The following is a 16,399-nucleotide window of genomic DNA, read 5'->3' as shown; positions in this document are numbered from 1 at the left end:
CTTGCCGCTTCCATTGTTTGAGCCGAGCGGCAAGGATGGTCAGCCGATCGTCATCAAATTCGCATTGCCGCCCGCCGCGGCCGTATTCACGCTGACCGAGCGCTCGGTCAGCAGCCGCTCGAGCGCGTAGTCCTCCGCGTCGCCGTGCTCGAACGCGCCCGCGGACACGCCCTGCACCGACACGATCGGGCCCGGCCGCTGCGCGACTTCCTTCACGAGCGTCAGCAGTTCGTCGCTGTCGCCTTCGAACAGCACCGCGTCGAACGCCGCGTCGGCCTGCTTGCGCACCGTCGCATGCGCCTTCAGCGAGGCGGGCAGCGCGGCGACCAGCGCCTCGCCGGCCGCGCCCGAGAACAGCGCCCGATTGCCGGTCGCGAGCACCGCCGCGAGCTGCGCACGTGCGCCGGACGGCGTCGCCGCGACGCACAGCACCGTGCCGCGCGGGCCGAGTGTATACGTGTTTCGCTCGCCCGTCGGCCCCGTCAGCACGGCGGTCGCGCCGGCCGGCACCTGGGCGAGGTAGCCGTCGCAGCGTGCGGCCAGCGCCGGCTCGTGTTGCTCGATCAGCCAGTCGCGCAGCGCCGTGAGCGCCGCCGCCGGGTGCGCACGCTCGCCGCCTTCGGCCGCGCCGTCCGCGACGAGCGACTGCGCGAGCGAACGCGGCAGGCCCGACGGACGCGTCGCGAGCAGACGCTGCAGATACAGCGCGCCGCCGGCCTTCGGCCCGGTACCGGACAGCCCTTCGCCGCCGAACGGCTGCACGCCGACCACCGCGCCGATCACGTTGCGGTTCACGTAGATGTTGCCGACGTGCGCGCGCGAGATCACGTGCGCGATCGTCTCGTCGATCCGCGTATGGATGCCGAGCGTGAGGCCGTAGCCCGTCGCGCGGATCTGCTCGAGCAGCTTGTCGAGCTGGCTGCGGCGATAGCGCACGACGTGCAGCACGGGGCCGAACACTTCGCGCTTCAGTTCGTCGATGCTGCCGATCTCGATCAGCGTCGGCGGCACGAACGTGCCGTGCGCGCACGCGTCCGGCATCGCGAGCTGCGTGACCGCATGACCCTTGTCCTTCATCGTCGCGATATGCGCGTCGATCGTGCGCTTCGCGTCCGCGTCGATCACCGGGCCGACGTCGGTCGACAGACGGTCCGGGTTGCCGAGCGACAGTTCCTGCATCGCGCCCTTGAGCATCGTCAGCGTGCGGTCGGCGACGTCGTCCTGCAGACACAGAACGCGCAGCGCCGAACAGCGTTGACCGGCCGAGTCGAACGACGACTGCATCACGTCCGCGACGACCTGTTCCGCGAGCGCCGACGAGTCGACGATCATCGCGTTCTGGCCGCCCGTCTCGGCGATCAGCGGAATCGGCTTGCCGTCCGGATCGAGGCGCGTGGACAGCGTCTTGTTGATCAGGCGCGCGACCTCGGTCGAACCCGTGAACATCACCGCGCGCGTGCGCGGATCGGCGACGAGCGCGGCGCCGACCGTCTCGCCGTCGCCCGGCAGCAGCTGCACCGCGCCGGCCGGCACGCCGGCCTCGCGCAGCAGGCGCACGGCCTGCGCCGCGATCAGCGGCGTCTGCTCCGCGGGCTTCGCGAGCACCGTGTTGCCGGCCGCGAGCGCGGCGGCGACCTGGCCCATGAAGATCGCGAGCGGGAAGTTCCACGGGCTGATGCAGACGACCGGGCCGAGCGGACGATGCGTATCGTTCGAGAATTCGCCGCGGATCTGCGCCGCGTAGTAGCGCAGGAAGTCGACCGCTTCGCGGATTTCCGCGATCGCGTTCGGCAGCGACTTGCCGGCTTCGCGCACGATCAGGCCCATCAGCGTGTGCATCTGCGCTTCGAGCAGATCGGCCGCGCGCACGAGGCAGTCGGCGCGTGCATCGACCGGCGTCGCCTGCCAGATCGGCGCGGCCGTGACCGCATGCGCGAGCGCCGCGCTCACATGCTCGGCCGTCGCTTCGCTGACCGTGCCGACGATGTCGCGCTGGTCGGCCGGATTGCGTACGTCGCGCGCCGGCGCGTCGGCGAGCGCGTCGTCGGCGAGCATCGGCGCTGCGCGCCACGGATGATGCGCGCTTGCGAGCAGCGCGGACGACAGCGACGCGAGACGATGCTCGTTCGACAGGTCGAGGCCCATCGAGTTGGGACGCTCGTCGCCGTACAGGTTGCGCGGCAGCGGAATCTTCGGATGCGGCGCGCCGAGCGGCACGACCTTCGATGCCTCGTCGACCGGATCGGCGACCAGTTCCTTCACCGAGACCGATTTGTCGGCGATGCGGTTCACGAACGACGTGTTCGCGCCGTTTTCGAGCAGACGGCGCACGAGGTAGGCGAGCAGCGTCTCGTGCGTGCCGACCGGCGCGTACACGCGGCACGGACGGTTCAGCTTGTCGCGGCCCGTGACTTCCTCGTACAGCGGCTCGCCCATGCCGTGCAGGCACTGGAATTCGTACTGGCCCGGGTAGTAGTTCTGACCGGCCAGGTGATAGATCGCGGCGAGCGTGTACGCGTTGTGCGTCGCGAACTGCGGGTACACGGCATCGGGCGCCGCGAGCAGCTTCTTCGCGCATGCGAGATACGACACGTCCGTGTAGATCTTGCGCGTGTAGACCGGATAGCCTTCGAGGCCGTCGACCTGCGCGCGCTTGATTTCGGTATCCCAGTACGCGCCCTTCACGAGGCGGATCATCAGACGATGGCGGCTGCGGCGCGCGAGGTCGATCAGATAGTCGATCACGAACGGGCAGCGCTTCTGGTAGCCCTGCACGACGAAACCGATTCCGTTCCAGCCCGCGAGATCGGGATCGAAGCACAGCGCCTCGAGCAGATCGAGCGACAGTTCGAGGCGATCGGCCTCTTCCGCGTCGATGTTCAGGCCGATGTCGTAGCGGCGCGCGAGCAGCGCCAGTGCGCGCACGCGCGGCAGCAGCTCGGTCATCGTGCGTTCCTGCTGCGAACGCGAATAGCGCGGATGCAGCGCGGACAGCTTGATCGAGATGCCCGGCCCTTCGTAGATGCCGCGGCCGCCGGCCGCCTTGCCGATCGCGTGGATCGCCTGCTCGTACGACGCGTAGTAGCGCTGCGCATCCTCTTCGGTCGTCGCCGCTTCGCCGAGCATGTCGTATGAGTAGCGAAAGCCGCGCGCTTCGTACTTGCGGCTGTTCGCGAGCGCCTCGGAAATCGTCTCGCCGGTGACGAACTGCTCGCCCATCAGGCGCATCGCCATGTCGACGCCCTTGCGGATCAGCGGCTCGCCGCCGCGGCCGATCAGGCGCGTGAGCGCGGACGACAGCCCCGCTTCGCTGTTCGTCGTCACGAGCTTGCCGGTGATCATCAGCCCCCACGTCGCCGCGTTCACGAACAGCGACGGCGCATGGCCGACGTGCGAGCGCCAGTCGCCCTTGCTGATCTTGTCGCGGATCAGCGCGTCGCGCGTCGCGCGATCGGGAATGCGCAGCAGCGCTTCGGCGAGGCACATCAGCGCGACGCCTTCCTGGCTCGACAGCGAGAACTCGTGGATCAGCCCTTCGACGCCGCCGCCCGAGCTCTTCTCGCGCAGCGCCTCGACGAGCCGGGTCGCGAGCGACTGCACGTCGGCCTGCAGATTCGCGGGCAGACGCGCCTGGCCGATCAGGAACGGCACGCACTCCGGCTCGGGCCGGCGATACGCGGCCGTGATCGCCGCGCGCAGCACCGACTGCGGCTGCACGTTCTGCGCGAACTCGAGGAACGGGTGCGGCGAGTTGTCGTCCTCGCCGTCCGTCGCGTGGCCGTCGGCAAGATCCGCGACGCCGCTGTGGCCCGACAGCTCGGGCGGCAGCTGGCCGTGCTCGATCCGCTCCAGATACGCGAAGATCGCCTGCTTGATGAGCCAGTGAGGCGTGCGTTCGAGACGCGTGGCCGCATCTTTCAGACGTGAGCGGAGAAGGTCGTCGACTTTGACGCCGAGGGTCGTGCTTGCCATGGTGGGTTCATGCGCCGGCGCAAGGCCGGCAATGTGGTGTGAGAGGATGCGCGAAATCCTACGGCACGCAATAAAAAGGTGCAACCGAATTTCAAGACGGGTTGCACCATCGATTTGATCAATATAATCAGACACTTATCCGGTCGCAACCTAGGGGTTGCCCGTGGTCGGCGGATCGGTGTTTTCCCTGATCGGGCGCATTCGCGCGCCGCCGCGCCGTCCGGCGTGCATGGACGGGCGACGAAAACGGGTTGCACTGGGATGGCCGCGTGGCCGCGGCCCGTGTGAGGAAGAAGCGGCGCCGGCAGCAAGCGCGCGCCGCTGCGGCGCGTCAGATGTCGAGCGGATCGACCTCGACGCTCCACCGTAGCACGCCCTTCAGCGCGCGCAGTTCCGGCTGCCATGCGCGCAGCGCATGCTGGAGCGCCGCACGCGACGCGCTTTCGAGCAGCAGTTGCGCACGATGGACGTTCGCGACCTTCACGATCGTCATCGGCACCGCATCGTAGACGGTTACGCGATCGGCGCCCGGCAGCCCCGGCAGCGCGGCCGCGGCCTGCTGCAGAAACGCGAGCGCGGCATCGAGCGTGCGCGCTTCCGCGCGCAGCAGCGCCTGATAGACGAACGGCGGCAGATGCGCGTCGCGACGCTCGCCGAGCGTCGAATTCGCGAAGCCGACGTAATCCTGCCGCGCGAGCGCGTGATAGAGCGCGTGACGCGGATAGCGCGTCTGCACGAGCACCTCGCCCGGCAGCCCCGCGCGCCCCGCGCGGCCGCTGACCTGCATCAGCTGCGCGAACAGCCGCTCGCTCGCGCGGAAGTCGTGCGAGAACAGTGCGGTATCGGCGTTGAGCACGCCGACGAGCGACACGCGCTGGAAGTCGTGCCCCTTCGCGATCATCTGCGTGCCGACCAGGATGTCGACTTCGCCCGCGTGCACGTCGGAAAACAGCGCCTGGGCGCTGCCCTTGCGGCGTGTGCTGTCCGCGTCGATGCGCAGCACGCGCGCGCCCGGCACGGCTTCGGCGAGCGTCTCCTCGATACGCTGCGTGCCGCGTCCGAGCGGCGCGATGTCGACGTTGCCGCATTCGGGGCACGAGCGCGGAATGCGCGCTTCCCAGCCGCAGTGATGGCAGCGCAGCGCATGCTCGGGTTTGTGCAGCACGACATAGGCGCTGCAGCGCGGACATCCTGCGACCCAGCCGCACGCGTCGCAGGCGAGCTGCGGCGCGTAGCCGCGCCGGTTCAGGAACACGAGGCTTTGCTCGCCGCGCTCGAGCCGCGTCTTCAGCGCGGCGATCAGCGGCCCAGACAGCCCGCCCGTCGATGCGCGCCCGCGCCGCCGCTCCTCTTCGAGGTCGATCAGCCGCACCGTCGGCAGCACCGCGTCGGCCACCGCGCGACGCGACAGCGTGAGCCGCGTGTAGCGTCCCTGCTCGGCCTGCCACCAGCTCTCGAGCGAAGGCGTCGCGGAGCCGAGCACGACCGGAATGTCGAGGTGCTTCGCGCGCCAGACCGCGAGATCGCGCGCCGAATAGCGCAACCCTTCCTGCTGCTTGTACGCCGGTTCGTGTTCCTCGTCGACGACGATCAGCGCGAGCGTCGGCAGCGACGCGAGCACCGCGAGCCGCGTGCCGAGCACGATCCGCGCGCGGCCCGTGTGCGCGGCGAGCCAGTTGCGCGCGCGTTCGCCTTCCGCCAGGCCGCTGTGGAGCGTGACGATCGCGTCGTCCGCGAGCGTGCCCGCGAAGCGTGCGCGGAACGCGGCCTCGAACTGCGGGGTGAGGTTGATTTCGGGGACGAGCACGAGCGCCTGCGCATCGGGGCGCGTGTCGAGCAGCGACGCGAGCGCGTGCAGATAGACCTCGGTCTTGCCGCTGCCGGTCACGCCGTGCAGCAGGAACGGCGCGAAACCCCGCGCCGCGCGGATCGCGTCGAGCGCTTCCGCCTGTTGGTCGGTCAGCGCCGGCGGCACAGTTCTTCCACCGCTTGTCGACAGGTTATCCACACCGTTGGGCACAGGATTGCCCACAGCCGCGTCCGACCAGCCGATCTCCTGCACATCGACCCAGCCGCGCGCCGCCCAGTCGTCGAGCGTCGCGGCTGCCTTCGGATGCAGCGCGCGCGCGTCGGGCAGCGTGAGCGCGTCCGCGTCGGCGAGCGCCTGCGCGAGCCGCCGCAACGCCGCGGCGCGCGCCTGCAATGCGTCGGGCAGTGCCGCGCGGCCGGCGTCGGTGAGCCGGTATCGCACTTCGGGCGCGAGCAGCCGCCCCCAGCGCTCCGCGTCGCGCAGCGCCTGCGGCAGCGCCGGCAGCGCGACTTCGCCGCGGCCGCGCTGATAGTAGTCGGCTGCGAACGACACGAGCGCGAGCCAGTCGGCCGACAGCGGCGGCAGCTCGGTGCAGACCGCGTCGATCGCGCGCAGCCGCGACGGCGGCACGTCGGTGTGAGTCGTCACTTCGCAGACGAGGCCCACCGCGCGGCGCTTGCCGAACGGCACCTGCACGAGCGTGCCGGGGCCCGGCGGCGGGTCGACGTCGCATCGGTAGTCGAACAGCGTCGCGAGCGGGTGGTCGAGCGCGACGCGCAGATACGTGCCGCTCATCGCGGCGCTCCGGCGGCCGCTGCGGCGGTGGCACAGACGGTATAGGCGCGCGTCCGCATCGCGTCTGCGAACTTAAAGTAAAACTTCAGATTCGGCGCTAAGTTTTGGATTCTCATTAGGAATCGCCGTATACCCTGCCACAGCCTGTGGATAACTTTGTTGAGAACTTGCGGTCCTTTACGCGCGCCGCGCGCCGTGTCGCGCTTGCCGCTGCGTCGCCCCCGCCTTCGGCGGCCCCCGCGAAGCCTTATCCCACAAGGCTGCTATTCAAATTCCCGAATCATAGCGGGACGGATGGACCGACATCGGACTCTACCGCGGTGCAACGAGGAAAATGTGTATAAGTCAAGTCTTGACAAGCATCGAATCGGCAGCCGGTGCGGGGTTGCGCCCTGTTTAGCGCCGGCCGCGCAACGCCGTCACGCCGCACTGCAGCATGACGGCGCTTGCGTTCAGCGCGCGGCTCCGCTACGGATCGCGCGGCTGTGGCGATGCACTTCGTCGACGAGTTCGGCGACGTGCTCGGGCGGCGTGAACTGCGAGATGCCGTGGCCGAGGTTGAACACGTGGCCAGGATGGTTGCCGTAGCTGTCGAGCACCGCACGCGCCTGCTCGCGCACGACGGCCGGCGGCGCAAACAGGATCGTCGGATCGAGGTTGCCCTGCAGCGCGACGCGGCCGCCGACACGCTCGCGCGCGGCGCCGACGTTGACCGTCCAGTCGAGCCCGACCGCGTCGACGCCGGTCGCCGCGATTTCCTCGAGCCACAGCCCGCCGCCCTTCGTGAACGTGATGACCGGCACGCGCTGGCCGTCATGCTCGCGCTTGAGCTGCGCGACGACGCGCCGAATGTAGTCGAGCGAATAGCGCTGGTACGCGCCGTCGGCGAGCGCGCCGCCCCACGTGTCGAAAATCATCACCGCCTGCGCGCCCGCCTCGATCTGCGCGTTCAGATACGCGGCCACGGCCTGCGCGTTCACGTCGAGAATCCGGTGCATCAGGTCGGGACGTGCATACGCCATCGACTTCACGGTGCGGAAATCGTCCGAGCCGCCGCCCTCGACCATGTAGCACGCGAGCGTCCACGGACTGCCGGAGAAGCCGATCAGCGGCACGCGCTGGCGGCCCTGACCGTCGGTGAGCGCGCGCCGGATCTCGCGTACCGCATCGGTCACGTAGCCGAGCGTCGCGCCGATGTCGGGCACCGCGAGCTTCGCGACGTCGGCCTCGGTGCGCACCGGATGCGCGAACTTCGGCCCTTCGCCGACCTGGAAGTCGAGGCCGAGGCCCATGGCGTCGGGAATCGTCAGGATGTCGGAGAACAGGATCGCGGCGTCGAGCGGAAAGCGCTCGAGCGGCTGCAGCGTCACTTCGGTCGCGTAATCGGGATTCTTCGCGAGGCCGAGGAAGCTGCCGGCGCGCGCGCGCGTCGCGTTGTATTCCGGCAGATAGCGGCCCGCCTGGCGCATCAGCCAGATCGGCGTGTAGTCGGTCGGCTCGCGCAGAAGCGCACGCAGGAAGGTGTCGTTGAGCAGGGTATGGGCCACGGTGTGAGCGACGGTGCGTAGGCAAACCGGCATTTTACCGGACAGCCGCGCTCGGACTGCGCGTGCCCGTGCGATGGCGGCCATATGACGCGCGCGATGGCTCCGTTATGATCGGACGCTCATATCGAACCGAACCCAGGAGGAGACAGATGAAGACACTCGCCACGATCGCCGCGGCCGCGATGCTGTGCTGCGCCGGCGCCGCGCAGGCGGAAGGCGCCGGCGCTTCCCGGCTCGACGACGTGCTCGCGCGCGGCACGCTGCGCGTCTGCACGACCGGCGACTACAAGCCGTATTCGTACTACCGCACGGATGGCCGCTTCGAGGGCATCGACATCGACATGGCCGAATCGCTCGCGAAATCGCTCGGCGTCAAGCCCGACTACGTGAAGACGAGCTGGTCGAACCTGACCGCCGACTTCGTCGCGAAGTGCGACATCGCGGTCGGCGGCGTATCGACGACGCTCGAGCGGCAGAAGCGCGCGTTCTTCACGCAGCCGTACGTCGTCGACGGGAAGACGCCGATCGTGCGCTGCGGCGACGTCGACAAGTATCAGACGGTCGCGCAGATCGACCGGCCCGAAACGCGCGTGATCGTGAACCCCGGCGGCACGAACGAGCGTTTCGCGAAGCAGTATTTCACGCACGCGAACCTGACCGTCTACCCCGACAACGTGACGATCTTCAAGCAGATCCTCGCGGGCAAGGCCGACGTGATGGTGACGGATGCGTCCGAGACACTGCTGCAGCAAAAGCTGAATCCGGGGCTCTGCTCGGTGCACCCCGACAAGCCGTTCCAGTTCGGCGAGAAGGCGTACATGGTGCCGCGCGGCGACGTCGTGTTCCAGCAGTACGTCGATCGGTGGCTGCACCTCGCGCTGTCGACGGGCGAATACCAGGCGATCTCCGATAAATGGCTCAAGTAACGGCATGATCGACGGCGATGCGCGCGCTTCGATTCACGCGCTTCGCTTCGCGCGTCGGCCGCCGCGCGCGCGTTCGGACTCGCCTCGCCGATCGCCGCGCGTCGAACCGGCCGAACGGCCGACTGTTTTCGTCGACGATCACGTTTCAAAATCTTTCCAACGGATGAATCGGCGATGGTCGCGGTTTGCACGGCGCGCATTTTCCGGCGTGCAAATCGACATTTCATCGAGCGTCATGCGCCTGAAAATCGCGTTGCATGCACGCGATGAAAACGCATGAGAAAAGGTGGGTAAAAATGACCTTTTTCAGGACGCCGAAAACAGCAAATAATCCCGGAAAGCCTTATCTGACGGGCGTTACAACCTGAAACACTTTGTTACCGCGACAGTCCATCAATTCGCCCACAATGGCCTCAACGGTTTCAACACGGATGCGGTCTCGTGTGCCAAGTGTGAGCGGACGCGAAGCGCTGCGAGCCAGTCGGTTACGTACCGAAGCCCTTCCGAGGGGCATCCTTGTTGGAGTCGTTTCCGGCCCCCGCCGGATCCGGTTTCATCTTTGGTCTCCTCGCGCTAACCCCGTAGCGTGTGGTTTTTAGCGGGCTAATAAGCCCGCTTTTTTTCGTCCATCGAAAACGCAACGGCCCGTAGCAGGCCGCCGCGTTTCCCGTCTCTCCCGTTCAGCCGAATCGTCACGCGGTCTTCTGCACGTCGAGTTTCAGCTCGTCGATCATCCGTTCGCGCATCACGAACTTCTGCACCTTGCCCGTCACCGTCATCGGCAGCTCGTCGACGAAGCGGATATAGCGCGGAATCTTGTAGTGCGCGATCTGCCCTTGGCAAAACGCGCGCACGTCGTCCTCGGTCATCTGCTCGTCCGCGCGCAGCACGATCCACGCACACAGCTCTTCGCCGTACTTCGGATCGGGCACGCCGAACACCTGCGCGCTCTGAATCTTCGGATGCCGGAACAGGAATTCCTCGATCTCGCGCGGATACACGTTCTCGCCGCCGCGAATCACCATGTCCTTCAGGCGGCCGACGATGTTGCAATAGCCTTCCGCGTCGAGCGTCGCGAGATCGCCCGTGTGCATCCAGCCGTCGATCAGCACTTCGCGCGTCTTCGCGTCGTCGTCCCAGTAGCCGAGCATCACCGAGTAGCCCTTCGTGCAGAGCTCGCCCGTCACGCCGACCGGTACGATCTCGCCGCCCGGATCGACGATCTTCACCTCGAGATGCGGCTGCACGCGTCCGACCGTCGTCGTGCGTTTCTCGAGCGGATCGTCGGTCGAGCTCTGGAACGACACGGGGCTCGTCTCCGTCATCCCGTAGGCGATCGTGATCTCCGACAAGTGCATCTGCGACACCACACGCTTCATCGTCTCGATCGGACACGGCGAGCCGGCCATGATGCCGGTGCGCAGCGTCGAGAGGTCGAACTTCGCGAACTCGGGATGATCGAGCTCCGCGATGAACATCGTCGGCACGCCGTGCAGCGCGGTACAGCGCTCTTCGGCGACGGCCGCGAGTGTCGCGACGGGGTCGAACGCCTCGCCGGGAAACACCATCGCCGCGCCGGTCGACACGCACGCGAGCACCGCGAGCACCATCCCGAAGCAGTGATACAACGGCACCGGAATGCAGAGCGCGTCCTGCTCGCTGAAGCGCATCGCCCTCGCGATGAAGCGCGCGTTGTTGACGACGTTGCGGTGCGTGAGCGTCGCGCCCTTCGGGCTGCCGGTCGTGCCGCTCGTGAACTGGATATTGATCGGATCGGTCGCTGCGAGCGTCGCGCCGAGCGCGTCGAGCGCCGCCGAATCGACGCTGGCGCGCCCGCGCGCGATCACGTCGGCGAAGCGGAACATGCCGGGCGGCGCGACGTCGCCCATCGACACGACCGTGCGCAGGCTCGGCACGCGCGCCGCGCGCAGTTCGCCGGGCGCCGCGTTCGCCAGCTCGGGCGCAATCGTCTGCAGCATCTCGACGTACGCGGACGACTTGAAGCGTTCGGCCGCGATCACCGCCGTGCAGCCGACCTTGTTCAGCGCGTATTCGAGTTCGGCGAGCCGGTATGCGGGATTGATGTTCACGAGGATCGCGCCGATGCGCGCGGTCGCGAACTGCGTGAGCAGCCATTCACTGCGGTTCGGCGACCAGATGCCGACGCGGTCGCCCTTGCCGATGCCGAGCGCCGCGAGGCCCGCGGCAAGCACGTCGATTTCGGCCGCGAATTCGCGCCAGGTCCAGCGCACCTGCTGCTCGCGGAACACGACCGCGGGCCGCTCGGGAAAGCGCTCGGCCGTGTCGCGCAGGAAGCGGCCGATCGTCGCCTCCGACAGCGGCACGTCGGTCGCGCCGCGCACGTACGACAGTCCGTTCTCGGGCGCGATCAGCGCCCGTACGCCAAGGTCTGCTGCCATGAGTGTCTCCGTCCGTTTTTTGTCTGAGCGGCGCGGGCCGGCCGGCTGCGCGCGCCCGGGCGCACGGCGGCGAGCCGCAACGCGGATGATGCCGCGTTCCGCTGACGACACTCTGACATCAAATCGCGGCGCCGGGATGAAATAGCACGACCGGACGCAACGCAGCGCGCGCGGACCGAAACCGCAGACGAAAAAAAAGCAGCCCGAAGGCTGCTCTCTTTTCGCGCGATACGCGGCAGGCTCAGTGCCGGCTGCGGATCTTCGCGAGACGCTGGATCGCCTCGAGCTGCGCCATCGCGGTCGCGAGCTCGGACTGCGCCTTCGCGAGGTCGAGGTCCGACTTCGCGTTCTGCAGCGTTTCCTCGGCACGCTTGCGCGCTTCCTCGGCCTTCGCCGCGTCGAGGTCCTTGCCGCGGATCGCGGTATCGGCGAGCACCGTCACGGCGCCCGGCTGCACTTCGAGAATGCCGCCGGCGACGAACACGAATTCGTCGCTGCCGCCCTCGACTTCGATGCGCACCGCACCCGGACGAATCCGCGTGATCAGCGGCGTGTGGCCCGGCAGAATACCCAGCTCACCCGTTTCGCCCGGCAGCGCGACGAATTTCGCCTCGCCCGAGAAGATCTGCTCTTCCGCGCTGACGACGTCTACTTTGATGGTTGCCATATCGACTCCTGTCGATCGGTGCGAGCGCTTCGGCGCGACCTCCGACCGATGCCGCGGCGGGCCTGCGTTCGCGCTTGCGCGCGGAATGCGGCCCGTCGGCCATCGACCGGAACGGGCACTTCGGCCTCGCTCCAATCTCATGCACGGCGGGTTGAGCGTGTTGCGATCGGCGCGGCCGGCCACGGCGATAAATCAGCGATGATTTATGCGCGGCCGCACGCGCCGGCGTGCGACTCACTCGAACCCTTACTGGATCTTCTTGGCCTTCTCGAAGGCTTCGTCGATCGTGCCGACCATGTAGAACGCCTGTTCCGGCAGGTGGTCGCACTCGCCGTCGACGATCATCTTGAAGCCGCGGATCGTTTCCTTCAGCGGCACGTACTTGCCCGGCGAGCCCGTGAACACTTCAGCGACATGGAACGGCTGCGACAGGAAACGCTGGATCTTACGCGCACGGGCGACCGACAGCTTGTCTTCCGGCGACAGTTCGTCCATGCCCAGAATCGCGATGATGTCGCGCAGTTCCTTGTAGCGCTGCAGCGTCTGCTGAACGCGGCGCGTGATCGAGTAGTGCTCTTCGCCGATCACGTTCGGGTCGATCTGGCGCGACGTCGAGTCGAGCGGGTCGACCGCCGGGTAGATACCCAGCGACGCGATGTCACGCGACAGCACGACGGTTGCGTCCAGGTGGCCGAAGGTCGTGGCCGGCGACGGGTCGGTCAAGTCGTCCGCAGGGACGTACACGGCCTGAACCGACGTAATCGAGCCCTTCTTGGTCGACGTGATGCGTTCCTGCAGCTTGCCCATTTCTTCAGCCAGCGTCGGCTGATAGCCCACGGCCGACGGCATACGGCCGAGCAGTGCCGACACTTCGGTACCGGCCAGCGTGAAACGGTAGATGTTGTCGACGAAGAACAGCACGTCGAGGCCTTCGTCACGGAAGAACTCGGCCATCGTCAGGCCGGTCAGCGCGACGCGCAGACGGTTGCCCGGCGGCTCGTTCATCTGGCCGTACACGAGCGCGACCTTGTCGAGAACGTTCGAGTCCTTCATTTCGTGGTAGAAGTCGTTCCCTTCACGGGTACGCTCGCCCACGCCCGCGAACACGGAGTAACCGCCGTGCTCCTTCGCGATGTTGTTGATGAGCTCCATCATGTTGACGGTCTTGCCCACGCCTGCACCGCCGAACAGACCGACCTTGCCGCCCTTTGCGAACGGGCAGATCAGGTCGATGACCTTGATGCCCGTTTCGAGCAGTTCGGTCGACGGCGACAGTTCGTCGAACGCCGGCGCCTTCTGGTGGATCGAACGCTTCGTTTCGCTTTCGATCGGGCCCGCTTCGTCGATCGGACGGCCGAGCACGTCCATGATGCGGCCGAGGGTCGGCTTGCCGACCGGCACCGAGATCGGATTGCCCGTGTTCTTCACGGTCAGACCGCGGCGCAGGCCGTCGGATGCACCCAGACAGATGGTACGGACCACGCCGTCGCCCAGCTGCTGCTGGACTTCGAGCGTCAGTTCCGAGCCATCGAGAATGAGCGCGTCGTAGATCTTCGGCATGCTGTCGCGCGGGAATTCCACGTCGATAACGGCGCCGATGCACTGTACGATCTTGCCTTCTACCAAAGCAGCAGTACTCATCGCTTTTCCTTTAAATACCTGATTCTTTACTCGCGCAAAGGCGCAGTTGTCGTCCCGGACGCGCGCTTAAACAGCGGCTGCGCCGCCGACGATCTCCGACAGTTCCTTCGTGATCGCGGCCTGACGGCTCTTGTTGTAGACGAGCTGCAGTTCGCTGATCACCGTCTTCGCGTTGTCGGACGCGGCCTTCATCGCGACCATGCGCGCCGATTGCTCGGACGCCATGTTCTCCGCGACGGCCTGGTACACCAGCGCCTCGACGTAACGCACGAGCAGTTCGTCGACGACTGCCTGCGCGTCCGGCTCGTAGATGTAGTCCCACGACGTGGCCGGCGTACCGTCGTCGGCCTCGAAGTGCTCCGACGACAGCGGCAGCAGCTGCTCGATCACGGCTTCCTGCTTCATCGTGTTGATGAAGCGCGTGTAAGCGAGATAGACCGCCGACAGCTTGCCTTCCGAGTACAGATCGAGCTGCGTCTTGACCGCGCCGATCAGCTTGTCGAGATGCGGGGTGTCGCCGAGATGCACGACCTGCGACAGCACCTTCGCGCCGAAGCGGTTCAGGAAGCCGAGACCCTTGCCGCCGATCGCGGTGGCTTCGACCTTCTGGCCCTTCTCTTCGAGCTCCTTGAACTTCTGCACCGACGCACGCAGCACGTTCGTGTTCAGACCGCCGCACAGACCCTTGTCCGTCGTGACGAGGATGATGCCGGCCGTCTTCGCGCCTTCGTTCGCCACCATGAACGGGTGGCGGTACTCCGGGTTCGCACGGCTCATGTGCGCGGCGATGGCACGGACCTTGTCCGCGTACGGACGAGCGGCGCGCATGCGTTCCTGCGCGCGGCGCATCTTCGATGCGGCCACCATCTCCATCGCCTTCGTGATCTTGCGCGTGTTCTGCACGCTCTTGATCTTGCCGCGAATTTCCTTCATTCCAGCCATAGCTTGCTCCTTTGCGCCCCGGGTTAGCGCGTCAGCGCTCGACTCGGGGCTCATGCACCGCTCACCGAAGCGGCGCGGGCGCCTCAGCTCCCGCGCGGCCTCGGTGTGTCACTCGCGGATCAATAGGCACCCGACTTCTTGAAGGATTCGATCGCCGCGCGCAGCGCGCCTTCGTCGTCCTTCGAGAGATCCTTGGTGTCTTCGATGCGCTTGATGAGGTCAGCGTGGCTCGTCTTCAGGAATTCGCGCAGGCCCTTCTCGAACGGCAGCACCTGCTTCACGTCGAGATCGTCGAGGTAGCCGTTGTTCGCGGAGAACAGCGACACGGCCAGTTCCCACACCTGCAGCGGCTGGTACTGCGGCTGCTTCAGCAGTTCCGTCACGCGGCGGCCGCGCTCGAGCTGCTTGCGGGTCGCTTCGTCGAGGTCCGATGCGAACTGCGCGAATGCGGCCAGTTCACGGTACTGCGCGAGGTCGGTACGGATACCGCCCGACAGCTTCTTCACGACCTTCGTCTGCGCGGCGCCACCGACACGCGACACCGACACGCCGGCGTTGATTGCCGGGCGGATGCCTGCGTTGAACAGGTCGGTTTCCAGGAAGATCTGGCCGTCGGTAATCGAGATCACGTTCGTCGGAACGAACGCCGTCACGTCGCCTGCCTGCGTTTCGATGACCGGCAGTGCCGTCAGCGAGCCGCTCTTGCCCTTCACTTCGCCGTTCGTGAACTTCTCGACGTACTCTTCCGAGACGCGCGCCGCGCGCTCGAGCAGACGCGAGTGCAGATAGAACACGTCGCCCGGGTACGCTTCGCGGCCCGGCGGACGGCGCAGCAGCAGCGAGATCTGACGGTATGCCCAAGCCTGCTTGGTCAAGTCGTCGTAAATGATCAGCGCGTCCTGGCCACGATCGCGGAAGTATTCGCCCATCGTGCAGCCCGCGTACGGTGCGAGGTACTGCATCGCGGCGGAATCCGATGCCGAAGCGGCGACGACGATGGTGTACGCCATCGCGCCCGTTTCTTCGAGCTTGCGCACCACGTTCATGATCGACGAAGCCTTCTGGCCGATCGCGACGTAGATACAGATCAGGTCCTTGCCCTTCTGGTTGATGATCGCGTCGAGCGCCACCGCGGTCTTGCCGGTCTGGCGGTCGCCGATGATCAGCTCGCGCTGGCCGCGGCCGATCGGCACCATCGCGTCGATCGACTTGATGCCCGTCTGCACCGGCTGCGACACCGACTTACGCCAGATCACGCCCGGGGCGATCTTTTCGATCGCGTCGGTCAGCTTCGCGTTGACCGGGCCCTTGCCGTCGATCGGGTTGCCGAGCGCGTCGACCACGCGGCCGATGAGTTCCGGACCGACCGGGACTTCGAGAATGCGGCCCGTCGTCTTGACGACGTCGCCTTCCGAGATGTGTTCGTATTCGCCGAGAATCACCGCGCCGACCGAGTCGCGCTCGAGGTTCAGCGCGAGGCCGAACGTGTTGCCCGGAAACTCGAGCATTTCGCCCTGCATCACGTCCGACAGGCCGTGGATGCGCACGATACCGTCGGTCACGGAGATCACGGTGCCCTGGTTGCGAACGTCTGCGCTCGCTTCAAGGCCCTGGATCCGGCTCTTGATCAGCTCGCTGATCTCAGAGGGATTGAGTTGCATTATTCGCTCCTGATAGTC

The 16,399-nt window shown here is 66.9% G+C and carries 10 protein-coding genes; 2 read left to right on the top strand and 8 right to left on the bottom strand.

Annotated elements, in window-relative coordinates; genetic code table 11:
• Positions 1–39: 39 nt before the first annotated feature.
• From putA to hemE, 3 genes are all read right to left on the bottom strand, one after another.
• Positions 40–3,972, bottom strand: coding sequence for a trifunctional transcriptional regulator/proline dehydrogenase/L-glutamate gamma-semialdehyde dehydrogenase (putA, locus tag ACSHSS_RS11440; RefSeq protein WP_212160864.1), 3,933 nt, complete (start codon positions 3,970–3,972; stop codon positions 40–42).
• A gap of 331 nt (positions 3,973–4,303) precedes the next feature.
• Entirely contained in the window at positions 4,304–6,577 is a 2,274-nt protein-coding gene (locus tag ACSHSS_RS11435) for a primosomal protein N' (protein WP_212160860.1), read from the bottom strand.
• Positions 6,578–7,029: 452 nt separating this feature from the next.
• Positions 7,030–8,124 carry a uroporphyrinogen decarboxylase gene (hemE, locus tag ACSHSS_RS11430; protein WP_012467748.1) on the bottom strand — a complete coding sequence of 365 codons (1,095 nt, stop codon included), beginning with the start codon at positions 8,122–8,124 and terminating at the stop codon, positions 7,030–7,032.
• 149 nt (positions 8,125–8,273) lie between these two features.
• On the opposite strand from hemE, the gene ACSHSS_RS11425 reads away from it, so the two are divergent.
• Complete coding sequence (locus tag ACSHSS_RS11425) at positions 8,274–9,050, top strand: transporter substrate-binding domain-containing protein (RefSeq protein ID WP_212160850.1); 777 nt, start codon at positions 8,274–8,276, stop codon at positions 9,048–9,050.
• 4 nt (positions 9,051–9,054) lie between these two features.
• The gene (locus ACSHSS_RS11420; RefSeq protein WP_212160845.1) at positions 9,055–9,330 is read left to right on the top strand and encodes a hypothetical protein; all 276 of its coding nucleotides are present in this window, start codon (positions 9,055–9,057) and stop codon (positions 9,328–9,330) included.
• Positions 9,331–9,742: 412 nt separating this feature from the next.
• Here ACSHSS_RS11420 and ACSHSS_RS11415 read toward each other — a convergent pair whose 3' ends face one another.
• The 5 genes from ACSHSS_RS11415 to atpA all read right to left on the bottom strand — a co-directional run bounded on the left by ACSHSS_RS11415 (position 9,743) and on the right by atpA (position 16,381).
• Positions 9,743–11,470 carry an AMP-binding protein gene (locus ACSHSS_RS11415; RefSeq protein WP_060110990.1) on the bottom strand — a complete coding sequence of 576 codons (1,728 nt, stop codon included), beginning with the start codon at positions 11,468–11,470 and terminating at the stop codon, positions 9,743–9,745.
• Positions 11,471–11,711: 241 nt separating this feature from the next.
• Positions 11,712–12,137, bottom strand: a complete 426-nt coding sequence (locus ACSHSS_RS11410) for a F0F1 ATP synthase subunit epsilon (RefSeq protein ID WP_006401461.1) — start codon at positions 12,135–12,137, stop codon at positions 11,712–11,714.
• A gap of 246 nt (positions 12,138–12,383) precedes the next feature.
• Positions 12,384–13,778 carry a F0F1 ATP synthase subunit beta gene (gene atpD, locus ACSHSS_RS11405; RefSeq protein WP_006401462.1) on the bottom strand — a complete coding sequence of 465 codons (1,395 nt, stop codon included), beginning with the start codon at positions 13,776–13,778 and terminating at the stop codon, positions 12,384–12,386.
• Positions 13,779–13,844: 66 nt separating this feature from the next.
• The gene (gene atpG / locus ACSHSS_RS11400) at positions 13,845–14,720 is read right to left on the bottom strand and encodes a F0F1 ATP synthase subunit gamma (RefSeq protein WP_006401463.1); all 876 of its coding nucleotides are present in this window, start codon (positions 14,718–14,720) and stop codon (positions 13,845–13,847) included.
• A gap of 119 nt (positions 14,721–14,839) precedes the next feature.
• Entirely contained in the window at positions 14,840–16,381 is a 1,542-nt protein-coding gene (gene atpA, locus ACSHSS_RS11395) for a F0F1 ATP synthase subunit alpha (RefSeq protein WP_006401464.1), read from the bottom strand.
• Positions 16,382–16,399 lie beyond the last annotated feature (18 nt).

Source organism: Burkholderia sp. BC1 (assembly GCF_052683555.1).
Note: the sequence above shows the minus strand (reverse complement) of the source record. Positions and strands in the feature narration are given on the sequence as shown.